The 18,102-nt window shown below is 69.2% G+C and carries 1 protein-coding gene (running past one end of the window); it reads right to left on the bottom strand.

Annotation, left to right across the window (positions count from 1 at the left end; genetic code table 11):
- Positions 1-18,102, bottom strand: the 5' portion of a protein-coding gene (locus tag HUK65_RS09790) for a CARDB domain-containing protein (protein ID WP_179905986.1). It extends 13,647 nt beyond the left edge of the window; 18,102 of the gene's 31,749 nt are visible here — the first part of the coding sequence; its start codon is at positions 18,100-18,102; the stop codon falls past the left edge of the window.

Here is an 18,102-nt window from a genome sequence, read left to right as displayed (position 1 = left end):
AACCGGGTCGCCATCGGGGTCGGCGGCGATCAACTGGAAGCGCGTTTCGGTCCCTTCGCGCCCGAATTGCATGGGCAGGGGCACCAGCACAGGCGCGCGATTGACCGCGTTCACGGTGATCGAGATGGTCTCAAGGCTGTCGTCGGCGCCATCGGTGACGCGCAGCTCGATCCCCTCGTATATCCCGGCGGCGTCGGGCGGCGGGGTCCAGCGCAGGCGGCCGGTGGCGCGGTCCAGCACGGCGCCGGGGGGCAGGTTGCGGGCGGTGAAGGTCAGCAGGTCGTCATCCGGGTCAATGGCGGCAAGCTGCAGATCCAGCGTCTGGCCTGCATCCACCTGCTGCGGGCCGACCGGCAGCAGCAGCGGGGCGGCATTGGCCGCGCGCACCACCAGCCGCAGCGGCGCCTGATCCGTGCCGACGGGTCCCGCGCCGTCATTGCCATTGTCGCGCACGGTGATGACCAGATCATGCACACCCGTGTCATCCGGCCCGGGCGTCCAGACCAGCACCGCGCGCCCGTATTGCGCCAGCGGCTCTATCCGCGCCCCCGGGGGCAGCGTGTCGGCAGAGAATGTCAACGGGTCCTGATCCGGGTCCGTGGCGTCCAGCGGCACCACCAGTTCACGCCCCACCACGGCCACCGCCTGGGGCATGATCGTCAGCCGCGGCGGTATGGAGGGGGCCTCCACGGTCAGCACGAAGCTGACTTCATCGCGGCTGATCAGGGCGGGTGCGCCGCCGCCGTCATCCTCGACCTGCACGGTGATGACATGATTGCCGCGGTCGAAAGGGACCGGGGCAAAACGTAAAAGCCCAGTGCCGTCGCCATTGTCGATGAATTGCCCCAGCCCGTCCCCTTCGGCGGTCAGGGCGCGCGGGCGCAGGTCAAGGCCTGTGGCGCCAGACCCCGGGGCGGGGGTCAGCAGGGCGCTCAGGCGCAGCGGGTTGCCATCCGGGTCGGTGGCGGTGACCGGGATCTCCAGCGCCGCGCCCGCGGCCACCGTGCGGTTGCCGATCGGGGCCAGTTCCGGCGGCCGGTTGAGGTTGAGGACATGCAGCGCCACGGTCTGCGTGGTGCTGGCGGGCTGGCCGGTGCCATCGCCATCGTCGGTTGCGGTGACGGCAAGGCTGTAGCGCCCGGCCTGGCCGAAATCCGGTATCCAGTGCAGCCTTGCGGTTTCGGGGTCAAAGACCGCGCCTTCGGGCAGGCCGCTGACCGTGTAGGTGAGCGTGGGCGCGATGAAGCGGTCCTCATCGGGCACGGCAACGCCGTCAATCCGCACCGGGGGCGCGTAGCGCGGGTTGTCGGGGTCGATGGCCCAGAGCGCCAGGTCCAGGGGCTGGCCTTCGAACAGGGTGAGTTCATCCAGCGGCGCAAAGACCGGCGGTGCATTGACGTTCAGCACCTCGACCTCCAGATGCACCTGGGTGCTGCGCTGCCCGTTGGAGATGACAAAGGGTATCCGGTAGCGCCCGGCATCGGTGAAATCCGGGGTCCATTCGAACAGACCCGACTGCGCATCAAGGCGCCCCCCCGAGGGCAGCGCTGGGCTGCCAAAGCGCAGGGGCGTGCCGCGCGGGTCCGAGGCGACCAGTTGCACGCGCAGGGTCTCGCCTTCGCGGATCACGCGTTCGGCGGGGGGCGCGACCAGCGGCGGCGCCGCGCCTTCGGCGACCAGAATGTCAAACCGGTGGACGGTTTCGCCGCGCCCGTCCGTGGCAATGAGGCGCACATCGGCATAGCTGCCCGCCTGCCCGTAATCCGGCTGCCAGACCAGCGCGCCCTGTTGCGCATCCCAATAGGCGCCCATGGGCAGGTTTTCGAAGCGCAGGAACACGGCTTCGCCATCGGGGTCATAGGCGGCGAATGGCTGCGCCAGCGGCATGCCTTCGACGGCCAGCACCGTATCCGGGGCGATCAGGAACCGGGGCGGATGGTTGCCCCCGTCGACACCGATCTGATGCAGAACCTCGCGCCAGGCACCGAAACCGTCATAGATGCGCAGGCGCATCTGCACCGATTCCGCCGTGGCGGCGGTGGGGGTAAAGGTCAGCAGCCCGTCGCGCGACAGCTCCAGCCCCTCGGGGGCGTCCAGCAGCACGAAGACCGGGCTGGTGCCATCGGGGTCCACGGCCTGCAACCGGGTGCTCAGGGTCTCGCCGACCACGGCGCGTTCGGGCAGGGGCGCGGTCAGCTCGGGCGGGGAGTTCGGCATGGGCAGGCTGAACAGCGCATGGTCGATCCCGATCTGGCTGCCGCGGGGCAGGGCCAGGACCGGGGTGGTTGTCACCGCAGCACCCGGGGCCAGGGTGCCGCTGGCCGGCAGATCGCCGCTCAGGTCCAGAAGCCACAGATCGCCCGCCTGTTCCGCCCCGATCGCGGTGCCGCCAAAGGCGCGGTCCGGGTCCAGCACCAGGCGCAGCGGCACCGGCAGGGGGGCATCGCTGATATTGGTGATGCGCACGTCATAGCGCAGCGTCCCATCCTGCGCCGAACTGCGCACATTCGTGAATTCCAGCGCCACACGGTCCGAGAAATCCAGCAGCACCGCAAAGCGGCTTTCGACCCGTTGCGCCATCTGGACCCCGGCCTCATTGCTGACCTGGCGGGCGATGGCGATCAGGTATTCCTCGGTCGTCAGGGGATCGACGCTCAGGGTCGCGCTGCGTGTGGCCGGGTCCCAGACAACCCCGGTCACGGGGATCTGATGCCCCTGCCGGTTGGCAATGCGGTAGTTGTCGGGGTTCAGCACCGACCCGGGTTCGGTGCCGGTGCCGGTCAGCATGTCGCTGTCAAACTGCACGATGATGCTGCGCAGCGGTGTGGTGATGATCTGCGAAAGCGCCGGGGTGATGGCGCTGACCGCCGGGGCGGTGACCGGGTTGAGCACATCCACCTGCGCGCCCTGCACCGACAGCACGCGCCCGTCGGCCAGGGTCAGCAGATTGTCGCCCCGTTCCGCGCTCTGGCCCAGGACAAGCCAGTCGCGCGTGGCCATATCCACCAGATACAGCGCGGATCTGCCATCTGCCCCGCGGTTGCTTGAGGCAAACAGCAACCCCTCCTGCGCCTGCAGGCCCAGGCTCAGGCTGTCCACCGGGCCGGGAAGCTGCAGCATCTGGCTGGCCTGGCCCTGCGCATCCAGCCGCAGGATCGCCCCGCGTTCGGGCCAGGCCGCCGCCCAGAGCTGCCCGTCTGGCCCGAAGGCCAGGCTGCCCGCGCGGGTTTCGCTGAAGGGGGCAAAGGTTTCCGCAACCGGATCAAAGCGTTCGATCCCGCGACCTGAGGTGATGAAGATCACCCCGCTGGCCGGATCGACCGCCAGGGCCTGGGTCAACCCGGTGCCGTGGCGTGCAAGGATCATGCCGCTGTCGGGGTCAAGTTCAAGCAATTCGGCGCCATTGGCGGCCCACAGTCGGCCATCGCGCCCAAAGGCCAGATCATGGATGGGGGTGTCCAGCATCGCAAAGGGCAGGGGCGCCGGGCCCCCGGTCGGTGCCACCCTGTAGAGCGCGCCGCGCCCCATGCCGCCAGCCACGATCACGCTGCCATCGGGGGCCTGCGCCAGCGCCGTTGCGCCCAGTCCGGCGGCATCGGCAGCGGGCAGGCCGCTGACGAACCCGGCGGCGGCGAACGGGGCCAGGACCTGTGTCAGGCTGGAGGGGTTGGCGCTGGCCACCGGCGCGGGCACCCGCCCGCTGGCCGCGACAAACAGCGGATGCGGGGTTGCATCGGCCGGTGGGGGCGGGGTCGGGGCCGGGGCGGCGGGCGTGGGCAGCAGCATCCCCGGCCCGCCCAGATCGGCCAGCACCGCGCTGCCGGGGACCGAGACACCCAGCGGCGGGGGTTCCACATTCCCGGCCAGATCGCGGGCCAGGGCCAGGAATTCGTAGCTGCGCCCGGACTCGCCCTGGAAGCTGAAGAAACCGCTGGGGCCAAAGCGGTCGAACAGGCGGAAATCACCCCCGTCGGTAGCCACATAGAGGGCCACATCCCGCACGCCCGCGCCCTCGTCATCGGCCACCCAATCCAGCGCATGGATCGCCGATCCGGGCACCCGCGTCACCTCCAGCGTGGTGCGGGGCGGCTGGGCGTCCAGGCGCTGGGTCAGGGTGTTGGTGTCCTCGGGCGGGGCATTGTCGAAGAAGACCCGTGCGCTGGCCGTGATCTCGGCGCCATCCGGCGCCGATGCCCGCGGCTGGACGGTGTAGAACACCCGTGCCGTGCCATCCGCATCGGCAAAGAGCCCCCGCAGCCCGTCGCGCGGCGGCTCGCCGGTTGCGGGGTCGATCGCCTCGATCAGCCAGGTGGCGATCCCGCTGGCCGCATCCACCCCGGCCGAGACGCGCATCACCACCCCGCGCGTGCCCTCCAGGTTCAGCTCGGTCTGGAACAGTTGCCGGTCCGGCGGCACGGTGATGGTCACGCCATCCACCATGATCGCGCCCAGGCGGAAGCTGCCCGGGTCCAGCGCGGGGTCCAGCGCGGTGACGATCCGCAACTCTGTTGCCGGGCCGCTTGCCGCCTGCGGGGCCTCGACGCGGATCTCGTAGGGAAGTGGTGTCCCCGCGGGGACAAACGTGCCGTCGCCACCGGTCCGGGGGCCGATGAGTGCCGCCGTGCGGCCCAGGGTGTCGGCCTCCTGCAGGTAGCGGCCCAGGTCCAGCGGGTCCAGCGCGCCGCCGCTGAGGGCTGCGCCCACATCGAACCCTTCGGCTGCGCCAAAGGCCGAAAACACGTTGAAGGCCAGGAATTGCGTGGGGTTCGCAAGGCCCAGCGCGTAATCCTCGAACACGGGCAGTTGCGGCACCGGTATGTCCAGCGGCGGGATGTCCGGGAGCCGCTCGCGCAGATCCAGCCCGGCCAGCGGGGCCAGCGTGTCGCTGTCGGTGCCATACCATTGCCGGACCTGGGCGAAGAATTCCACCAGATCGCCGCTGCTGCGCAGCGCGTCGCCTTCGGGGCCCAGCACAAGCCCCATGGACAGGGTCGATACAAGGCTGGTCACAGCGCCCAGATCGCGCACATAGGGGGCGTCTTCGGCGGCGCGCAGGATGCCGGCATCTTCCAGGGCGGCCAGATAGCCTGCCAGCCAGAGCGGTTCATCCGCCGCAAGCGTCATCAGCGCGGGCGGCGCGGTTTCATCGGCCAGGATCGCGGCGCGCAGGGACTGTGCCTGCGCGGTCTGGAAGGCCAGGAATTCGGCATGGGTCATGGGGGTGGCCGCCGCCACCACGTTGAACTGGAACGGCGCATAAAGCCGCACGGCATCGTCGATCACCTCGACCCGCGGGTCGTTGAAGATCGCCGCCCACAGCGGGTTGAGATCCTCGAGCGCCGAAGGCCCGCCGTCCAGCGCACCGGCGGCGCGCAGGGCCGGGTCGCGGGCATAGAGGAATGCGCGCAGCGCCGCGAAATCGCGCTCTACCAGCGCCTGCAACGCCGGATAGGTCTGGGCGTTGAACGTGGCCTGCACCACGCCACCGGCGGGAATGGAATGAACGAACCCGGGCGCCAGAATCTGCCCGGCGCGATTGACCAGCGGATCGGCAACGGCCCAGTCAATGCCGCGCGCATCGCCAGAGGGCGCGCCGGTGACATTGGTGGCAAGTTCCAGGAAGGGCAGGTTCCAGACCCCGGGGGCGGTGCCCATTTCCGGCACGCCGAAGGTGAAATGCACATAGGGCGCATCGGTATTGCCGAAATTCGCAAAGCTGACCGAATAGGTCCCTGCGGCGCCGACCTCGACCACGCGCGGGCCGCCGAGCGCCATCTGCACCTGATCCTCGATCCGCCGTTCGATCAGGTAACGATATGGCGCAACGGCCATGCTGCCATCGGGGTTGATGACCTCGATGTCATAAAGCCCGCGCGGGGCATCCAGCAGGTCGAAGACGGCGGTGATCGTGGTGCCGCGCGAAACCTCGATCCGTTCGGGTTCGAAGGCGGCCACGCCGGGGCGGGTCAGGCGCAGGACGGCATCGGGGGCGAAGCGCGCGCCCTCGACCGCAAGGGTCACGAACCGCCCGTCCCCGCCACGGTCCAGCGACAGGTCGGTGATCGACAGCGGCAGCAGGCGGGGGGTCAGGGTCAGTTGCTGGACCGTGTCGCCCCCGGGCAGGGCGCGGACCAGCACATAATGCGCCCCCGCCACGGTATTGCCCAGCACCGCCACCGGATCGGCCCGGGCCGGGCCGCGGTGGGTGGCGTCATGGCGGGTGTCATCGGGGGCGGTGCCTGCGCGCAGGAACAGCGCGTTGCGGGCCTCGGCCTGGTCCGATTGCAGAGCGATCTGCAGGGTTTCAGCCGCGCCGGGGGTGACGCGGAACAGCCGTTCCTGCCCCGGGGCAAGGGTCAGGGCCGTGGGGGTGTTCAGCGACAGCTCGGGCACATCCACATGCACGGCGCTTGCGCTGACGGCGATGTTGTTGCCGGTGGCGCCGTCCTCGAAGATCTCGTTGCGGATATCGGCGCGGACGATGAAGCGGTAGAAACCCTCGGTCACCGGTGGTAGGGTCACGATCAACTCGGCCTCATAGCTCTCGCCGGGGGCCAGTTCGGCAGGCCGCTCCAGCCGCCCCAGCAGCCGGTCGCCGATATCCCAGGTGCTGTCGGTCGACAGATAGACCGCATCGGTCCAGCGCCCCTGCGCGGGGCTGTCCGAAGCGTTCGTGACCGTCCAGCGCAGTGTCACCTGGTTCCCCGAGGTCAGCGCCCCTTCGATCCGCACATCCGAAGCCACCAGATCCGCCGGGGACGCCTGCCCGAAGAGCACCGGCTGGGCCGTGGCACGGATGTTGTTGCCCTCGCCCGCCCCTTCGAAGACGCGGCCATCGGGGTTGGCGGCATCCGGCAGATCGGTGCGCACCACCACATACCAGGCCCCGTCCAGCAGCCGACGCGGGTCCAGATCCGCCGTGACCGTATAGCTTTCGCCCACGGCCAGCCCGCCCACGCGCTGGAACTGACCCAGAAAGATGTCATTGCGCGGGTCCAGCGTGGTGTCGCGCGACAGATAGACGGCATCGGTCCAGCGTGCATCGTCGCGGGTGTCGGCCTCGCCCAGGTTGGTAATGGTAAAGCTGACCGGCAGGCGCTGGCCGCTTTGCAGGGCTTCGGGGATGTCTGTGGCGGTGATGCGCAGATCGGGGGTGATGCCGCGGGTGATGGTCAGGGGGGCGGCGGTCTGGTTGTCGCCGGTGTCGCGGAACTCGGGCACGCGGCCCTGCCCGGTGCCCAGGCGCAGGCCCGAAAGCCCGCTGCGGATATCGCTCTCGGCCCGGGCCAGTGGCGTGGCCAGGCTGTCGGTGTCCACGATGATGTTGAAATCGCCTTCGATCCCGTCCGGCAGGCGGATCATCACGGTTGCTTCATAGCTGTCGCCCGCGGCCAGCGGGGCGATCCGGCGGACCTCGGCCAGCATGGTGTCGCCCGCATCCAGCGCCCCGTCGCGGGACAGGAAGACGCGGTCCATCCAGTTGCCCACCGTGGTGTCACGGGTGCCAATATTGGCAACGGTGAAGCGCAGTTCGATTTCGGTGCCGGCCATGGCCTCGGCGGGCAGGTCGATCGCGCTGACCACCAGATTGGGTTCGGAATAGGTGACATCGATCTGCCGACTGGCCCGGTTGTCGGCGAAGGCGTTGGCTTCGAACACGCGGTTGTGGTAGATGCTGCGCAAGCTGTCGGCCGCGCCGGTGGTGCTGTCGCTGTCGAAGGGGCGGCCGCTGATGGACGAGACATTGCTGAACACATGCAGGTAATACGGCCCCTCGATCCCGCCGGGCAGGGTCACATCCGCCTGCGCCGCATAGCTGCCGCCGCTGGGCAGGCCGCCTTCGGGCCGGACGGGCACCACCGCCAGCAGCGTCGCCCGGGAAAAGTCAGGCACCGGATCGGGCGAGGCCCAGAGCGCATCGAACCACTGTTCGGTCCCGTCCCAGACATCGGCGCCGGTGTTTTCAACCTGCCAGCTTGCCGAAATCCGCCCGCTGGAGGTGGCGCTGACCGGTGCCTCCAGCCCCAGAAGCCGCAGGTTCGATGCCGCGCGGGTCACCATGACCGGGGTGGTGGCGGTATTGTTGTCCTCATCGGCTTCGGTCACACCGGGCCAGCCCTGCATCACCACATCGGCACGCACATGGACATACTGCCCCGCGGCCGAGGGCGGCAGATCGAAGCTGCGGCTGCGCGTGTAGCTTTCGCCCCGGCCCAGGCCGTCCAGATGCGGCTCCAGCGCCAGGGTGATGACCTGCGCGCCCGGGGCGCCCCATTCGGGGCTGTCGCTCAGATAGACACCGTCCAGCCAGCGCGCCCCCGAAGGCGTGTTGCCCGCGCCGTCATTGCGCACCTGCCAGGTCACCTCAAGCCGGTCCTGCCCGGCGCGCACGGGCGCGGTGGCGTCGGCGATCACCTGCGGCACAAGGTCAGGCAGGCTGATGACCTGCCCCAGGATGTCGATCGCGCGGCCCTTGTAGTTGTTGTTGTCCAGCTCATCAGGGTCATCGGGGTTGATGTTGATCGCCAGGGTGTCCTCGATCACCAGCCCGGTGCTGTCGGCCCAGGGGGTGATGTAGTAGCGCCCGCTTTCCAGAGTGTCGGGCAGGCGGACGCGGGCGATCACCTCGTAGCTTTCGCCCACCGCCAGCACGCCGCTGCGCGGGATCGTGGCCAGCAACTGCGCACTGTTGCCGCGCACGAAGTCGATATCGCCCGGGTTCTGCGGGGCGGGGGCGGCGTTGGGGCGGCGCGGGTCGCGCGCGATCCAGATCGAATCCTGCCAGCTGCCGACAAAGGTTTCGCCCAGACCGTGGTTCGCCACGGTGAAGCGGACCTCGATCTCGGCCCCGGCGACGGCCTGCTGCGGGGCAACCACGCGCTCCAGCACCAGATCGGGGCGCGGGGCGGGGGTGACGAAGAGCTGCTGGCGGGCGGTGTTGTCATCCTCGAAGGGGAATTCATCGACCGCGTTGCCCGCATCGGTGACCACGATCACCCAGGCATCGCCGCCGAAACGCAGCGGCACCTCGACCGGTTGGGTGGTGGTGGCGTAGCGCGCGCCCGGGGCCAGGGCGGCGCCATTGGCGAATGTGCCCAGAAGGATCGCCCCCGCCCCCAGTTGCGGGCTGGCCGACAGATACACGCGGTCGATCCAGGTGCCGGTGGCCGCGACCGCGCCCTGGTTGATCACCTCGAAATCGACCTGGAGGGTGCCGCCTGCGTCCACCGTATCGGGGGCGGTGATCGCGGCCACCTGCAGATTGGGGCGGGGCAGCGGCGTGACCGTCAGCGTCCGGGCGCTGGTGCGGCTGTTGTTTTCGGCAAGTGGCCCGTGTTCATAGACCGTGCGGGTGGCATTGGTGATGACCTGTATCTGCCATGCGCCCACCAGCCGCGCGGGCAGCACCACCTGTTCCGTGCGCTGATAGGACAGCCCCGCGGCCAGCGGCCCGGCGGCATTGAAATCACCCAGCACCACCGGTGCGGCATCCTGCCCCTGGGGCACCAGCACCACCCGGTCCACCCAGCCCCCCGCGGCGGTGGCCGCCCCGGCGTTGGTCACCTGCCAGGCAATGTCGATGGCGCTGCCTTCGATCGCCGTGTCAGGCAGGGCGATGTCGCCGACCTGCAGATCGGCCGAGGGCGCAAGCGTCACATCCACTGGCGCCAGGGCGCTGCGGTTGTTGTCATCAAAGATGAATTCGAACGGGCGTTGCGTGCCCTGAGGCGCGGTTTCAAGCTGCAGCCAGTAGCGCCCGGACAGGCCCTCGGGCAGGGTGATCTGGGCGCTGCGGCTATAGGATTCGCCAGGGGCCAGGGCGCCGATGCGGGTCAGGTCGCGCGTGGCCACAAGCTGCGTGGCCGCGTCATCGGCGAAGATGCGGATGCGATCCGTCCAGCCATTGCGATCCGTCACCCCCGGGCCGACATTCGCCACGCTCCAGCTCAGCGCCAGGGATTGCCCGCTCTGCCCCGTCGGGTCAGCGTCGAACCCGGTGACGATCAGATCGGCATTGGGCGCCGGCATGATATCCACCGGATGCGGCGGGCTGGCCAGGTTGTTGTCGGTCAGCCCGGCCTCGAACACGGTGTTTTCGGCATCGGCCAGCACGAACAGTGTCAGCCGGTCGGAAAAGCGCGGTGGCATCAGGATGTCGGCAAAGGCGGTATAGCTTTCGCCCGGCGCCAGCGGGGCGGTGCGGGCGACCTCGGCCAGGGTGATATTGTCGGCTGCCCCCGGCACCCCGCTGCGCGAGGCGATGATCCGGTCCACCCAGCCGGTTTCCGCACCCTGCCCGCTGCCGATGTTGGTCACGGTCCAGCCCACGGTGATCATGGCCGGGTCGCGCGCGGTGACGGGCGGGGCCACCACATCGGAAACGGCCAGATCGGCATGTTCGGCCAGGGTGATCGTCAGCGGCGCGGTGGCGCTGTTGTTGTCTGTATCGGCTTCGACCAGCACGCCATCGGCATCGCTGCGTACCAGCAGTTGCCAGTCGCCTGACAGCGCGATCGGCACAAGGCCCGTTACGCTGCGCAGCCAGGCCGCGCCGGGGTCCAGCGGGGTGTCGCGCAGGCTGCGGTCCAGCAGCACCGCGTCATCATCCACCTGGCCGCTGCGGGTCAGCCACAGCTCATCGGCGAAACCGGCCAGCGCCTGCCCGGCGCCGCGGTTCTCGACCCGCCATTCGACGGTGATCTCCTGGCCCGAGATCACCGCGCCGGGGGCCGCGGTGATCACCGGCGCCAGATCGGGGCGGGCGATGCCCAGGGTGGTTTCGGCCTCCAGCCGGTTGTCATCGGTGGCCGCGCCTTCGAAGACGCGGTTCTGCCAGTCGGTGATCACCGCCACCCGCCAGGCGCCGCTGCCCAGCGCGGGCAGGGTGACATCCAGATATGCATCATAAGCGGCGCCCGGCGCCAGATCGAAGGTGCGCGCCACGCTGCCCAGGACGGTCTGCGCGCCGGTGTCTTCGGACACCAGCACCACCCGGTCCGCCCAGGGCGCGCGCGCCACGCCCGCGCCTGCGTTCTCCACCTGCCAGCCGATGCGCAGGGCCTCGCCCGGCACGGCGTTTTCCGGGACCTCCAGGCGCACCGGGCGCAGGTTGGCGGCGGTGGGCAGGGCGACCGTCACCGGCAGCGGGCTGGCGACAAGGTTGTTGTCCCGGCGCCCGGCTTCGAACACCACCTGGCCGGTGTCGGTTTCCAGCACGAAGAACAGATCGCCGTCCATGTCTGCGGGCAGGGTGACGCTGGCCTGGCCGGTATAGCCTTCGTCCGGGGCAAGGGGCAGGGTGCGCGGAACCTCGGCCAGCAGCGTGGCCTGGGCCGACAGCGCGGGCGTTGGCGACAGCCAGAGCGCATCGGACCATGTGCCGCTGGCGGCGGCTTCGCCGGTGTTGACCACCCGCCAGGTCAGCGTGACATCGCCGCCCGCCAGCGCCGTTGCGGGCCCGGTGATGACCTCGGCCAGCAGGTCGGCGGCGGGGGCGGTCAGAGTGAGCGCTTGGTGCAGGACGTTGTTGTCCCGCGCGCCGGGTTCGTTCAGGGCAGCCTCTGCATCCAGGGTCAGCACCAGCTCCCACGCGCCCGAGAGCGCCTCGGGCAGGGTCACATCGCGGCTGATCTGGTATTCGGCGCCTGCGGGCAGATCGGCGGTGCGCGGAATCTCGAGCAGGGTCAGGGGGGCGCCGCTGCCATCGGCGCGGCGCAGCTGGACCCGGTCAATCCAGCCGCCCGGCGCCAGCGCACCCCCGGCGTTGGTGGCACGCCAGAACAGGGTGATCGCGGACCCGGCCTCGGCGCTGGCGGGGGTGTTGAATTCCAGCGCGGCAAGATCGGGGTCGGCGGCCAGTTCCGCGGTGACGGTGATGCGGCGCGTGTTGTTGTCATAGGCGGCGCCGGTGGGGCCTGCCTCGATGATCCCGGTGCGGTTGGAGGTATCGCGGTTGGTGATGACCCGGATATCCAGTGTGCCCGCGCCCGCCGCGCCCTCGGGCAGGGTGAAGGTGAAGCTGCGCGCGGCGGTGCCACCTGGGGGGATGCCGCCCAGGGCATCGGCGTCATAGGGCACCGCCTCGGACAGGATCACCGTTCCGGTGGTCTGGTTGAGGATCCACAGCCAGTCGGTGAAATCGCCGCGCGTGGCAATATTGCCGTCATTGCGCAGCGTCCAGTTGAGGGTCACCGGCTGGCCGGATACCGGCGCAGGGTCGGACAGGGACAGCGCCGCCACCACAAGATCCGGCGCCGACACCTGGTCCAGGCTGGTAGCATTGTTGCTTTCGGCGGTGCCATCGGCGTTGGCCTCGGGCACGTCATCGGCGACATCGGTTGTCACCGTGACCCGGTAGAGCCCGGTTGCGATTGTGCCTTCGGGCCAGACCAGTTCCAGACTGCGCACGGCCGCTTCCCCCGGGGCCAGGGTTCCGGCGAAGTCCAGCGTCTGCAGCGTGACCTCGGCATTGGTGGCGATGTTGCGGATGCGCAGCTGTTCCCGCCAGGGGCCGACGGCGGCGGCCTCGCCGGTGTTGCGGGTGGTCCAGCGCACCGTGATCGTATCGCCGGGCTGCCAGTCGGCGGCTGGATCAAGCGCCACATCCGTCACGATCAGGTCCGGCAGCGTATCAGGCAGCGCGGTGACACCCAGACGGGTGCGGTTGTTCGCCTCGGCCCGGCCATCGGCGCTGATTTCGGCGATCTGGCGGCGGATGTCGGTTTCGACGCTGAATTCCAGTTGCCCCGCGCCAGCCGCGCCCGAGGGCAGGTCCAGCATCACGCTGCGCGCGCGTTCGGCCCCCGCGGCAAGGGCGGGGCCGTCATGGGGCAGCTCCAGCACCATAAGCACAAGGTCCAGGTCCAGGTTGCGCAGGACAATGCGTTCGCTGAAACTGCCTGCGGCCATGGCGTCGCCCGCGTTGCGGGTTGTCCATTGCAGTTGCACGGGCTGGCCGGCCTGCACCGGCCCGGCCGCGCTGGCCGCCATGTCGCGCACCACCAGATCGGGGGCCGGGGTGCTGCCCTGCAGGGGGGTGGCACCGGCCTGTGCCGCGCCGGGATGGAGAAACAGGTTGAAGGCGTAGAGCGCGGGATCGGTGCGGCTGTTCGCCCCTTCGATGGTCAGCAGGTAATCGCCGTCCAGTCCCAGCGTGACCCCCGAGATGTCCGCCTGCGTGGATCCCTGCGCCAACAGGTCCCCCGTTGGCGCAAAGAGCCGCCACCAGGCGTTCTGGCCTGCTGGTGCGGTGCTGTCCAGAAACAGCCGCTCTCCGGTCGCACCGGCCACCAGAAAGGCCCGCGCGCGCGATCCCGGGTCCAGCACCCCGGCCACGTGCTGGCCCGGGGCGATCCGCGCGGCGCGGTCAAGGTCCAGCATGCGGAAGCGGTAGGTGCCGGTGGCCGTGCCATCGCCTTCGATGATCAGCCGATAGGCGCCCGGACCCGACGCATGGATTTCCGAGCCTGAGCTGTCATTGTTCAGCCCGGCCGTGCGCAGGACACCATCAGGCCCCTCCAGCGTCCAGCGCAGGTCGTTGCGGTTGGTCAGGGAATCGAAGAACAGCCGCGTTGGCGCGGTCAGGGTGAAGGCGTGGATCTGTCGCTCTCCCGGGTGGGCGAGCGTGCCGGTGACATCCGTGTCCAGCGGCAGGGACTGCACCACATCGCCGGTGGCGGTTATCTGCAGGGTTCCGTTGGCGCTGCCGGTTGCCGTGGGCTGGCCGTCCAGCACCAGCCGATATGCACCATCCTGGGGCAGCAGGAACCGGCCGGGATGCGATGACAGCAGCCCTTCGGCAATCAGAAGCATGCCCGGCCCGAACAGGGACCAGTTCGGCGCGGGGCCGCTGGCGGTGCCGCCTGCGATGAACACCTCGGACCCGGCGGTGCCGTCAAAGGTATAGGCCGCCGATCCCGAGGCCGGGTCCAGCGTGAAGGCCGTGGCCTCGGGCCCCAGAACGGGCAGGTCCGCGCCCAGATCGCGCAGGGCAAAGGTATAGTCACCTTCCGCCCCGCTGCGCCCCTTGATCACCAGCTCATACACCCCCGGCGCCAGCACCAGCCGCCCGTGCGTGCCCAGCAGGGTTGAGCGCAGGTCGCGCGCGGGATGCACGATCTCGCCATCGCGTTCCAGCCACCATTCGATCGCCTGCGCGCTGGTCCGGGCATCAAGGAACAGCACACCGGGCGCGTCCATCTCGAACAGATGCCGGTGGGTGTGACCCGGGGGCAGGGTCCGCAGGGCGGCATCGCCGGGGGCAATGTCGAAGCGGGTGGTCTGGTGCACCCCGGCGCTGGCCTCGATGTCATAGGGGCCGGTGACGGTCAGGCCGGGTTCGAAGCTTATGTAATGCGTCCCGGTGACATGCAGCGGCAGGTCCCAGTTGCCCCCGCCCAGATTGGCCGAAAGGCGCGACCCGTCCGGTGCCAGCAGTTGCCAGCGTGTGGAGAGGGTGCTCAGCCCCGGGCTGGCGGTGCGGACCCAGGCGCTGTCTCCGGCCTGTGCCTCCAGCCGGAACGCCGCCATGGCGGTGCCGAATACCGGCTGGGTGACGGCATCGCCGCCGGTCAGATCGGCGCCCGCGTCAAGGTCCAGCAACGCAAAACCATAGCTGCCTGTGGCCGTGCCGGTGGCCGACACCCGGACATGGTAGTCGCCCGGGTCCAGCGTGATGAAGAACGGATTGTCCCCGGTCCAGACCCCGCCATAGGCTGAAAATCCGGTGGTGTTGAAGGCGCGGCTGGCGGTGATCGCGCCATGGGCGCCGTCGATCTGCCAGCGCAGCGCGCTGCTGTTGGTGCGCGAATCGAAGATCAGCCGCGTGCGCTCGGTGAGGGTGAAGCGGTGATGCGCGACATCGCCTGCGGCGGCGATCTGGCCTTCGACCAGCGTGCCGGGGGCGAAGTCTGCGCCCTGCAACGGTGCGGTGGGCTGCGCGCTGCGGGCCAGCTGGAAGGTCAGATCCACCGGCGCGCTCAGGTTCGATCCGCCGTCAAGGATCAGAAAATACCGCCCCGACAGATGCAGGGTCTCGGAGTCCAGCGGCTGGAAACTGTTGCGCCGCGCCACTTCCAGCCCGCTTTCGTGCACGATCCGCCAGGACAGGTTCCCGCGCGATGCGCCGTCGATTTCGGGCGCGGCCACCGCCAGCCGCTCGCCCGCCAGGGCGTCGAACGCGAACAGGCGGCTTTCGCGGCCTGCCTCCAGCGTGACCGCGACCGGGGTGTCGGGGGCGATGGGTTGCGCATCGGCGCTGTCCAGAAGGCGGAAGCCATAGTCGCCCGTGGCCGCGTTCTGCCCCGTGACCCGCAGCACATACTCGCCCGCCGACAGCAGATGCGCGGCCTCATACCCGCCGCTTTGCGAGTTGAAGGCCCGCGCCGAAGTTATCTGCGCCCCGTCCGGCGTTTCGATCCACCAGCGCAGGCCAGAAAGCGGCGTCAGGCTGTCGAAGGCCACCAGCCGGTCGCTGGTCAGGCTGAAGGCATGGCCCGGCGCATCACCGCGCAGGATGGTGCCGGTCACCGCCGCGCCCATGTCCATGGGCACCACATCGGACTGGGGTGCCCGCACCGCCACGCGCACCGATCCGGCAGAGGAGTTGCTGCCTTCAAGGATCAGCGTGTAGCGCCCGCCCTCCATGTAGCTGCGGGTATCCACCGGCCCGGCGCTGGACCACAGGCCCTGCCCCGAAGGCGCTATCAGGCGCGCCTGTGCCGAACTGGCGGCGATGTCGAAAAACAGCGCCTCGCCCGCCACGACATCAAGGGACAGGGCTGCCACGCTGCCGGCCGGGTCCAGGGTGACGGTGACATCCGTGTCACGCTCCAGCGCCGTGGCCTGGCCCAGATCGACGATCCGGAAGGGCACCGATTGCCGGATATCGCTGGTTGCCGTCACCGTGACCAGGTAATCGCCCGCGGCCAGTTGGTGCCGGTTTCCGAAGCCGGTGGCATTGGCCGTGCCCGAGGCAACCGTGAACCCGTCCGGGGTGCCGATCTCCCAGCGGACCTGGCTGGCGGTGGTCTGCGCGTTGAAGAAAACGGTCGTATCTTCGGCCAGTGTCAGATCGAACCGGGCGCGGCCGGGGGCGGCGGTGAAATCGGCTTCGGCCAGGCTGTCCAGCGCCAGGGTCGCGCGGGTGTCGGTGGTCTGGACGAACTGGAACCCTGCGCTGAAAGCGCCCCCGGCGGAAAACGTGCGCCCGAAGCTGAACCAGATGCCGCCATCACGCGCCAGGGCAGGCGCGGTTGCCGAACCGATCAGCCGTTGCGGAATGATGGTTTCGGCGGCGTCATGCGCGGCCCAGTAGATCGGCAGGCCCGTTGCCCCGCCCAGATAGCGGGCATGGACCTGGGTTCCGGCCGGGACCGGCACATGGAACAGGCGGCTGCCCCCGGTTTCCGGGATGGTGATCTCCACCTCGGCACCAAGTTCGACTTCCGTCGCATCGGAGGCCCGCAGCAATTGCAGCGCATAGCTGCCGGTTTCGACTGTGGTGGCGGTCACCTCCAGCCGATAGCTGCCCGGTCCCAGCACCGTTCCCCGCAACGCACCCGCCGCGCCGTTGGGGTTGTGCCCTGTCCAGACCGTGCCCTGGGGGCCCACCAGTTGCCCCCGGATCGTGCTGTCAGCCGCCAGCCAGTCCACGAAGATGCGTTCCTGGCTGTCCAGGGTGAATGTGTAGACATGGCGCGCGCCGGTTGTGGACAGGGTGCCGTTGACCGGTGCATCGAACCCGATGGCCTGCGGGGCCGGATCGGCAACCCGGTCAAAGCGAAAGGCGATATCAACCGGCGCGTCGGTGAAGTTGCGTTCGTTGAGCATGACGTAATGGCGCCCGCTGACGGGCAGCACCGTACGGGCAAGGCCATCGCTGCGGGTTGCCAGAACCGCACCCCCCGGACCAAAGAGCGTGTATTGCGTATTTGCCGCGGCGCTGGCGGCGGTTTCGCGCAGGCCCACCACCGTGCCTGCCTCGGCATCGAAATGCCAAAGCTGGGCGGCCCCGCTGGGATCCTGCTGGACCTGGACCTCGGCGCCTTCGGGCAGGGCGGTGGCACTGGCGGCAGACAGCAGCGCGAAGCGGCCGGTGCCGGTAAATCCCCCGGTGCCGCTGATTTCCAGCAGATGCGTGCCCTTTGGCAGCATCAGGGCGCGGGCGTCACTGCTTGCATTGGCAAAGCTCAGTGACGGTTGGGCCACCGCGCCGGTGCTGGTATTCAGGCGCCAGTTCAACTCCACCACCCGGCTGCGCGCGTCGAACACCACCAGCCCCGGTTCATCCAGTGTCACCGCATAGCGAAGGACCTGCCCCGGTGCCGTGATCTCGGCGGTGACATCGGTATCCAGCGCAAGCGGGGTTTCCGTGCCATCCAGTTCCAGGACTGGCGTATCCGCCGGGCGGGCCAGATCAAGGGCGTAATCGACCCCTCCGGTGCCGTTCGATTCCAGCAAAAGGGTATGGCGCCCGGATTCGAGCAGCCCCGAAAGGGCGAAATCTGCAACCGCCCCGCGGTGAATCTCATGCCCACCGGGTGACAGAAGGATGAGAGCGCCAACAACCGAAGTTGCCGCGTCATCGATGGAAATGGAGATCCCCTGACCGCTGGAAATGTCGAAGCCGAAAGCCACCGATTGGCGTGGGTGTTCCAGCGTGCCCGTGATCTGCTCGGCGCTGTCCGTGGCGGCGAAATCCACCACCGGTGCGGCATTCAGATCCTTGAGCTGGAACAGATAATCGCCAGTTGCATCGCCCACCCCTTCGACGCTGAAACGATAAGTCCCGGCAGCCAGTGGAATGGCGCGCGGGGCGGTGGCGGTGCGGCCATTGGTCGATGCTTCGGTCGCGCTGCCCAGAACGGTCTGTTCGGCGTCAAGGAGGCTCCAGCGGACGGGGGCGGCCAGCCTGCTGTCCACATGCAGCAGCGCCTCCTGGTTCAGGGTGATCACATAGGCATCCGTTTCGCCCGGAAGATCAATCCGACCGTCAATCGGAATGAAATCCGCCGACAGAAGAAGCCTTGGCTCCAGCGCCTCGAACGCAAATTCCACGCGCGATTCGGTGCCTCGGTTCGAATGCTTAACCTTCGGATACAT

Source organism: Rhabdonatronobacter sediminivivens (assembly GCF_013415485.1).
Classification (GTDB): Bacteria; Pseudomonadota; Alphaproteobacteria; order Rhodobacterales; family Rhodobacteraceae; genus Rhabdonatronobacter; species Rhabdonatronobacter sediminivivens.
Note: the sequence above shows the minus strand (reverse complement) of the source record. Positions and strands in the feature narration are given on the sequence as shown.